The organism is Corallococcus sp. CA041A, assembly GCF_003612075.1.
GTDB lineage: Bacteria > Myxococcota > Myxococcia > Myxococcales > Myxococcaceae > Corallococcus > Corallococcus exiguus.
Window position 1 is genome coordinate 1 of record NZ_RAWF01000369.1, and the last position, 7,603, is coordinate 7,603.

Sequence of the window (7,603 nt, forward strand, 5' to 3'; positions counted from 1 at the left end):
CTCGGCGCTGTGGCACCGTCACTTTGAGGTGGTTGCCGCTTCGGCTCATCCACCGCTCCTCCTGCCCTCCTGCAGGGCAGCGGTGGATGCTACCTCCCTAGGCAAAGATTTACCCCGGATGGCTTAGAGGGGGACGGACTCGCGCCCCAAGTCAGCCCCGGGCGCGTCCGGGCTCAAGGCTGGGGGCGCCACCACAGGCCCTTCAGTCCCGCCTGCTCACACGCCTGACGCGCCTCCTCGGTGTAGCAGTAGAAGGCCAGCTCGGGGACGAAGAACACGGGAGGGAAGCCTCCGGGTGGCGGGCGGAGCACGAGTGGCTCGGCGTCATCCTCGCCCAAAAGCTCCTCGTCCCACTGGTGGAAGGGCACGCCCTTCACGAGGGTGCGCTCCCGGTCGAGGCAGTCGGTCCGCTCCAGCAACTGGAGGATGACGAAGTCCTCGTTCTTCAGCGCAGGGTCCGTCACCGGATACCAGGTCCTCCTCCGGGGATATCCGCTGTACACGAGGTGCTTGATGCGTTCCGCGTAGATGACCGTGGGGATGAGGCGGTGGCGGAACGGGCCCACCCCTTCGAGCACTCGCACCATGCGCCGGGAGAGCAGCAACCACCCCATGGACGTGGTGCACAGGTGGTCGCGTCCGGCGATCCACTCCAGGTTGCCATAGTACTCGATGACCCCGGGTGCGCCCTGCTGGCTCTGATATCCGATGTCGGGATCGAAGAACGTCACGTCCTCGAAACCGTCGAACTCGATGAGATGAGCGTCGTAGATATCCGCATTCTCCTTGGCATGGGAGACATCCGTCGACAATGCATACATCATGTGGTGTGTGACTCCTCGCGGGAGGACAGTTCCAGCAACGCCAGCTTCTTCCCCGTGAGCACACTACCGCCGCGTTGCTCCTGGAACACCTTGATGGCCGGCTCCTTCAGGCTCCCGGATTCGATGGCCTGGCGCAGCTCGTTCTCGACCTTGAGGATCGCGTCCTCGATGACCTTGGGCGTCCAACTGGAGGGGGGGCCCTTTCTGGACAGATTCTTCCAGGTGGTCTCAAGCCGGGCACGCACGAACTTGCTGTAGAGGGGATGACTGCCCGAGTGGATGAGCTGGCCCTCCACGTTGATTCCAGAGTGCATGTCGAGGATGTTCGACCCCCGGTCAATCGTGTAGCCCTTGAGCCGCTCCATAGCCATGCGGATCAGCGGGTGGCTCTGGGCGACCTCGTCTGGGATGAGGTGGTGCATGGGATGGCCGGCGGAGAGCCGGACCTCCGCCGCCGCCCGTGCCGCCGGACCCTGGGTCTTCTCCACCCAGTCCAGGTAGTTCTTCCGGTAGCGGGTGAAGACGCTCAGGCGAGGCGTGCCCTTGCCGACCTTGAGCACCACCAGCCCATCATCGGTCACCGTGAGCGCCCCGTACTCGTCTCCCAGGGCCTTTCCGTGCGGACGGCTCAGCCGATAGGGCTGGGAGCCCGTGTTCAACTTCTCCAGGCGGTAGCCTGCTGCCTGAAGCTCTTTCTTGAACGCATTGAACTCGGGCGTCCCTTCCTGCGGGATGCGGCGGCCGACGAAGTCCTTGAGCTTGTCCCAGTTGGGGAGCTTCTCCAGCAGCTTCTCCAACTCGGCGTCACTGAGCATGCGCTCGGTCAGGCTGGGCTCGGGGTCCGACTTTGATGTCCCGCCTTCCGTGACCGCCTTCGACAGCAACGGCGTGCCGGCTCCCCAGGGATTGAAGGGAAGCGGGATGGAGGGGGCGGCGGTGATGGATCCCGGCTGGAACACGGGGACGCCCGCGTAGGCACCACCGGGACCCGCCGCCGCCATCATGTAGATGCGGGGTGGGGTGATCTTCACGGACGTCATCAGCTTGAGCCCACGTCCCGCGTTGGTCTTCACGCCCATCAGCGCCAGCGCCGCCATCGCGATGCTCACCAGCATCCGGAGGAAGGACTTGCTCGCCTCCTTGAGCTTCTCCGGTGAGCCGTTGGCCTCCCAGGCATGAGTGAGCCACAGCTGCGCGTGCTTCAGGGCCTCTCCTCCGGCCTCGATGAGTCCATGGGCTCCGAACGCCGCCAGGCCCAGCTGGATGAGCGCCGCCGCGAGCTGCCCTACTCCGGTGGGCGTCGCCGCAAGGAAGGTGGACAGCGCCTCCGCGGCGATGAAGCCCACCACCATCGCGGAGATCTCCAGCCAGTTATCCAGGATGGCCTTGCCGTACTGCCCGGTGACCTCTCCGAAGTACTGGTCCGCCTGCCTCACGGAGGTGATGACGTCCTCCAGGTGCCGGGCGGCCTTGCGTGCCTTGGCCATCGCCTCGTGGGTGATGGAGCCGCTCGACACGATTCCCTGGAGCTGGTTGGCGAAGGCGATGCTCACCAGCCAGATGCGCTCACCCGCGACCAGCCGCACGTCACCGTCGATGCGCTGGCCCCCCTTGCGGCCACTCTTCACGTTCACGTGATGAATGACATTCTCGTAGAAGCGCAGGTCCCGCCCCGGCTGGATGGCCTGCCGGTAGATGCGCGCGGCGATGGGCTCCAGGCGGTCCCCTGGGCGGACCTGATAGAGCGTCGCCGCGGGCTCCGGCAGCTGCGTCGTAATGCGCAAGGTCTGCACGTAGCCTTGCAGCAGGTATCCCCCTACCACGGTGGAGACGTAGGACCATCCAGGTGCCTGGGCATGGTCCCGGATGACGCTCACCCGCGTGCCCGGAGGCAGCGGCGCTGGGGTCAGGCAGGTGGAGCCCTTCATCTCCGCGGGAAGCGTCCGGAGGTTGGCGCCATCACCCTGGTCGATGAATCCGAATTGAATCGTCATGTCCCCCCCGTCTCGGGACTGACAGGATTCAGCCACCCCGACCGGGAGTGAAGGACCGGCCGGGTGGGAATGACAAAGACTTACAGCCTCTACGCGGCGGCTGCCTGCTGGATGCGCGCCTCGGTCTCCGCAGGACTGACAATCCAAGGCCAGAAGCGCTGCGGCTCTCCGAAGTTGTCGAAGAACGTGTCGGCCAGGGGGGACATCGCCGAGGCGGCTCCCAGGTAGCGCAGCACGTGCGGCGGAGGCGGCTGGAGCAGCAGGTTGGTGAACGCGGTGATGAACTGGCCCTCCGTCCGCCAGAAGTGCTCGAAGGTCTGCTCCATCCAGTCCGGGGTGAAGGGCTGGTCGCCGTGCTCGAGGATGGCCTGCGTCATCGCGTGCGCCTGCTTCGACGCGCTGTTGAGCCCCTGGCCCGCGATGGGGTCGTTGAGCATGACGACATCCCCCATCCCCATCACCGTGCGTCCCGAGGGCAGCCGCCCCACCGGCTTGCGCACCGTGGGCGTGAACGCGCCGGTGAGCCAGGAGGACTCGTCCACGATGCTGGCGCCCTCCAGCCGCTCCGCCACCCACGGTGAGAAGTCCCGCAGCACCTGCTTCATCCGCTCCATCGCCTCCCTCGCGGTGCTCACGCCGCCGAAGCGGTCCAATCCCTGGCCGGGGATGGCCTCCAGCAGGATGCCGTTCAGCGGGCCCCGGATGCGGTCGAAGTACGGCATGGCGAAGTACTCGCCGTGGCCCGCCGTCAGGATGAACTTGAGCGCGGGGTAGGGCGTCTCGTGCAGCGGCTTCATGCCGGTGACAATCATTGCCACCAGGTTCCGTTGCGGCTGCGTGTGGACGCTGCGCTCGGCGTCCCGCTCGAACAGCCGCGTGAAGCTGTTGCGGCCCGTCGTCACCACCACCAGGTCATGCCCGGGCGCGAGCGCCTCCAGCGCTTCCACGTCCACGTCCCGCACCACCACGGTGCCTCCGCGCCGCTCGAACTCCGCGAGCCAGCGGGAGTACTTCGCCCGCAGGTCCAGGGACTTGCCTGGATTCAGGATGCGCCCCTGGACCCGGAGCGCCCGCTGACCCGGCGCCGCGCAGACGTCCAGGTCCCCGCCCCGGGCGGACTCCCCCGGGCCCGTCCAGAAATCGAGCCCCAGCTCCTGCTCGTACCGGTGGGCGCGGCCGAAGAGGTAGGTGGTCGCGGCGAGCCGGGCGTTGAAGATCTGCTCGGGCGTGCGGTCCGAGTAGACGGTGACCGCGTAGCCCTGCTCCAACAGGCCGAAGCCGAGCTGCAGCCCCGCCTGGCCCGCTCCGATGATGCCGATGTTCCTCATGGTCCCCCCTGGGTGGTGTCCGGGCGTCACGCCCTGCCAGGACACTACGAAACGAGGGCCCCTTCCTGGCAACGCACGGCGGTACGAGGCCGCCCGGAAACCGACGCCCCGAAGCCCCCTTCCATGTCAGACCCCGCGAGTACTGTTCTTCCTGTCGCAGCGAGAAACGAACGAGGGGGAGCACGTCATGGCGAGTTCTGTGATTGATAACCGCGTCGAGGTCGTCTTCAGCTTTGACACCACGGGCAGCATGTATCCGTGTCTCGCGCAGGTGCGGAAGAAGCTGGGGGCCGCCGTGGCCCGGCTGACGAAGGAGATCCCTGGCATCCGCATCGGCATCATCGCGCACGGCGATTACTGTGACGCGAAGTCCACCTACGTGACCAAGGCGTTGGACCTCACGGACGACGCCAAGGCCATCACCCGCTTCGTGGAGAAGGTGGGCCAGACGGGCGGCGGTGACGCGCCGGAGTGCTACGAATTGGTGCTGCACGAGGCCCGGAGCCTGTCCTGGACGGAGGGCTACACGAAGGCGTTCGTGCTCATTGGGGACGACGTGCCGCACCCGCCCCAGCACAACCCCAAGAAGCTGGACTGGCGCAAGGAGGTGGCCGCGCTGGGGGAGCAGGGCGTGCCTGTGTATGGCGTCCAGGCGCTGAACCGCCGTCACGCGACGTCGTTCTACAAGGAGCTGGCGGAGAAGTCGGGCGGCTTCCACCTGAGCCTGGATCAGTTCTCACACATCACCGACATGCTGCTGGCCGTCTGCTACAAGCAGTCCTCGGACTCGCAACTCCAGGCATACGAAGCGGAGGTGTCCCGCGAGGGCCGCATGAACCGCGGCCTGAACGCGATGTTCAACACGATGCTCAAGCGGACCGCGTCCACGCTCTTCGGTGAGACGGACCTGCGCGCGGTGCCTCCGGGCCGCTTCCAGGTGCTGGAGGTGGAAGGGGACAGCGCCATCAAGGAGTTCGTGACGGAGAACGGCCTGGGCTTCAAGACGGGGCGTGGCTTCTACGAGTTCACCAAGACGGAGACCATCCAGGGCCGCAAGGAGGTGGTGCTGATGGACCGCAAGTCCGGCGACCTCTACAGCGGCGAGCGCGCGCGGGAGATGCTCGGCCTGCCGCCAGGAGAGACGGTGCGCATCCGGCCCGCGAGCCTGGAGAAGTACGTCGTCTTCGTCCAGAGCACGTCCGCCAACCGCAAGCTCAAGGGCGGCACGAAGTTCCTCTACGAAGTGGAGGACTGGGACGGCGCTCGCGCCGCGGCCTGAGCCGGGGGATGGCTTGACGGCCTGTTGGAATGACTGACAAACATGGCGGGCGTCCGGAATGGTCCGGTCCCCTTGCCTCGGAGTCCGCCATGTTGCTCGACCCTTCAACCACCGCCGTGTTGTTGATTGAGTACCAGAACGAGTTCGCCACCGAAGGCGGGGTCCTGCACCCGGCCGTGAAGGGCGTGATGGCCGAAACGAAGATGCTGGAGAACACCCTGGCGGTGGTGAATGCCGCCCGGGCGAAGGGAGTGACGGTGATGCACGCGCCCATCACCTTCGCGGAAGGCTACGGCGAGCTGACCCGGCACCCCTACGGCATCCTGAAGGGCGTGGTGGACGGGAAGGCGTTCGTGAAGGGCAGCTGGGGCGCGCAGATCATCGACGCGCTGGCGCCGCAGAAGGGCGACATCGTGGTGGAAGGCAAGCGTGGCCTGGACACCTTCGCCAGCACCAACCTGGACTTCATCCTGCGCAGCAAGGGCATCAAGACGGTGGTGATTGGCGGCTTCCTCACCAACTGCTGTGTCGAGTCGACCATGCGCACCGCGTACGAGCACGGCTTCGACGTCATCACCCTCACGGACTGCGCCGCCGCCACCTCGGCGGAGGAGCACCGCAACGCGCTCAAGTATGACTTCCCCATGTTCTCGCGCCCCATGCCGTCGTCGGAAGTGATTGGCATGCTGGGGGCGTAGGGCCGGAGGAGAGCGGCGCGAACCCCCTTGCGGCCGTGCGTGCGACGCCACTAGAAGCACGCCGTTGCCTGACCCGAGGGGGTTTTCGCGTGTATCGAAAGAATGTTCTCAGCGCCGTGTTCGCGCTGGGGTTGTTGACGGCGATGGGGGCCCAGGCCGAGGTGCTGTACGCCCAGGCCAATTTCCTTTTGAACAAGAACCAGCTCTCCGCGGTGAACTACCGCGGCAAGGGCGCGGCCATCCCCGTGGGGGCGAAGGTCGCGGTCCTCGAGCGGGACAGCGACGAGGTCCGCTGCAAGGTCATCGAGTCCGGCGCCGAGTTCCGGTTCGTGACGCACCGGAGCCTGGGCAAGCCCATCAACGTGCTGTTCGCCGGCTTCTTCGCCGAGCAGGACCCGGCCCCGCGCATCGCCGCGCTGACGCCCGAGGAGCAGAAGCAGGTCCGCGCCGGTGAGCTGGCTCGGGGCATGTCGCGCGAGGCCGTGCTGCTGACGGCCGGTCCGCCGCCGCCGCACCGCACGCCTTCGCTCCAGAGCACCCGCTGGACGTACTGGAACTCGAAGTTCTCCACGTTCGAGGTCGAGTTCGGCCCGGATGGCAAGGTCGTGCGGGTGGGCGACGAGCCCGCGGCCGCCCCGGCCCCCGCGCCCGTGGTGGAGAAGACCTACTACCACGCGACCGCGAACTTCCATTTCGAGGACGGCACCGTGTCCTGGGTGAACTACCTCAAGGGCCCCATCATCCCGTTCAACGCGAAGGTGGAGGTGCTGGACAAGGGTTCCTCCTCCGTGAAGTTCAAGGTCGTGGAGACCGGCGCGGAGCTCGAGTTCACCAACGACTCGCGCTCGGGTTCGGAGACCTGGAAGCTGTTCCAGGCTTCGTTCGCGCCGGACGACCAGGCCGCGAAGCTGGAGGCGCTGTCGGTGGATGACCGCAAGAAGGTCTCCGCGTCGGAAGTGGAGCCCGGCATGAGCCGCGAGGCCGTGCGCATGGCGTGGGGTCCTCCGCCCGCGCATGAGACGCCGTCGTTCCAATCCAGCACCTGGACCTACTGGAAGTCGAAGACGTCCAAGGTGCGGGTGAAGTTCGGCAAGGACGACAAGGTCGCCGCCATCGAGTAGCGCGGCGGCTGGACGTCCGTGACGACACGAAAAAGGGGTGACGGCTCATCGCCGTCACCCCTTTTTTCATCACCGCGTCAGTGCGGCGGACTACTCCATCGTCGGGACCTGGCTCATGCCGGCCGTCGGGTCCTGCTGCGGCCCCTGGGCCAGGGACAGCACGCTGGTCGCGACGTCGCTCACCGCACCGACCGCGCCGCCCACCGCGCCCACGGCGCCACCCACCGCGCCCGCGGCGCCACCCACCGCGCCCGCGGCGCCACCCACCGCGCCCGCGACGCCCTGCACGCCCTCAGCGACACCCTGCACGCCCTGCGTGATGCCCTGCACCAGCTGCGCGATGCTGCTCAGCACGGTGG

At 66.9% G+C, this 7,603-nt stretch carries 7 protein-coding genes; 3 read left to right on the plus strand and 4 right to left on the minus strand.

Going from position 1 to position 7,603, the window contains the following annotated elements:
- Positions 1–173 precede the first annotated feature (173 nt).
- The 3 genes from D7V77_RS44435 to D7V77_RS38725 all read right to left on the minus strand — a co-directional run bounded on the left by D7V77_RS44435 (position 174) and on the right by D7V77_RS38725 (position 4,146).
- The gene (locus D7V77_RS44435; RefSeq protein WP_199733975.1) at positions 174–824 is read right to left on the minus strand and encodes a hypothetical protein; all 651 of its coding nucleotides are present in this window, start codon (positions 822–824) and stop codon (positions 174–176) included.
- Positions 821–2,818, minus strand: a complete 1,998-nt coding sequence (locus D7V77_RS44440; protein ID WP_199733976.1) for an AHH domain-containing protein — start codon at positions 2,816–2,818, stop codon at positions 821–823. Before D7V77_RS44440 ends, D7V77_RS44435 begins: the two co-directional genes overlap by 4 nt.
- A gap of 89 nt (positions 2,819–2,907) precedes the next feature.
- Positions 2,908–4,146 (minus strand): styrene monooxygenase/indole monooxygenase family protein, encoded by a 1,239-nt coding sequence (locus D7V77_RS38725; RefSeq protein WP_120581238.1) that lies wholly within the window; start codon positions 4,144–4,146, stop codon positions 2,908–2,910.
- A gap of 187 nt (positions 4,147–4,333) precedes the next feature.
- On the opposite strand from D7V77_RS38725, the gene D7V77_RS38730 reads away from it, so the two are divergent.
- The 3 genes from D7V77_RS38730 to D7V77_RS38740 all read left to right on the plus strand — a co-directional run bounded on the left by D7V77_RS38730 (position 4,334) and on the right by D7V77_RS38740 (position 7,244).
- On the plus strand, positions 4,334–5,425 hold the full coding sequence (locus D7V77_RS38730; RefSeq protein ID WP_120581239.1) for a vWA domain-containing protein: 1,092 nt from the start codon (positions 4,334–4,336) through the stop codon (positions 5,423–5,425).
- Between the two features lie 89 nt (positions 5,426–5,514).
- A complete protein-coding gene (locus D7V77_RS38735; RefSeq protein ID WP_120581240.1) occupies positions 5,515–6,123 on the plus strand; it encodes an isochorismatase family cysteine hydrolase in 609 nt (202 codons plus the stop codon).
- Positions 6,124–6,212: 89 nt separating this feature from the next.
- A complete protein-coding gene (locus D7V77_RS38740) occupies positions 6,213–7,244 on the plus strand; it encodes a hypothetical protein (protein ID WP_120581241.1) in 1,032 nt (343 codons plus the stop codon).
- A gap of 90 nt (positions 7,245–7,334) precedes the next feature.
- Here D7V77_RS38740 and D7V77_RS38745 read toward each other — a convergent pair.
- Positions 7,335–7,603 (minus strand): hypothetical protein (locus D7V77_RS38745; RefSeq protein ID WP_199733977.1); only part of this gene is annotated, 269 nt, incomplete at its 5' end.

Coding starts and splice junctions, on each gene's coding strand:
- D7V77_RS44435 (WP_199733975.1), bottom strand. CDS start 824: ATGATGTATGCATTGTCGACGGATGTCTCCCATGCCAAGGAGAATGCG.
- D7V77_RS44440 (WP_199733976.1), bottom strand. CDS start 2,818: ATGACGATTCAATTCGGATTCATCGACCAGGGTGATGGCGCCAACCTC.
- D7V77_RS38725 (WP_120581238.1), bottom strand. CDS start 4,146: ATGAGGAACATCGGCATCATCGGAGCGGGCCAGGCGGGGCTGCAGCTC.
- D7V77_RS38730 (WP_120581239.1), top strand. CDS start 4,334: ATGGCGAGTTCTGTGATTGATAACCGCGTCGAGGTCGTCTTCAGCTTT.
- D7V77_RS38735 (WP_120581240.1), top strand. CDS start 5,515: ATGTTGCTCGACCCTTCAACCACCGCCGTGTTGTTGATTGAGTACCAG.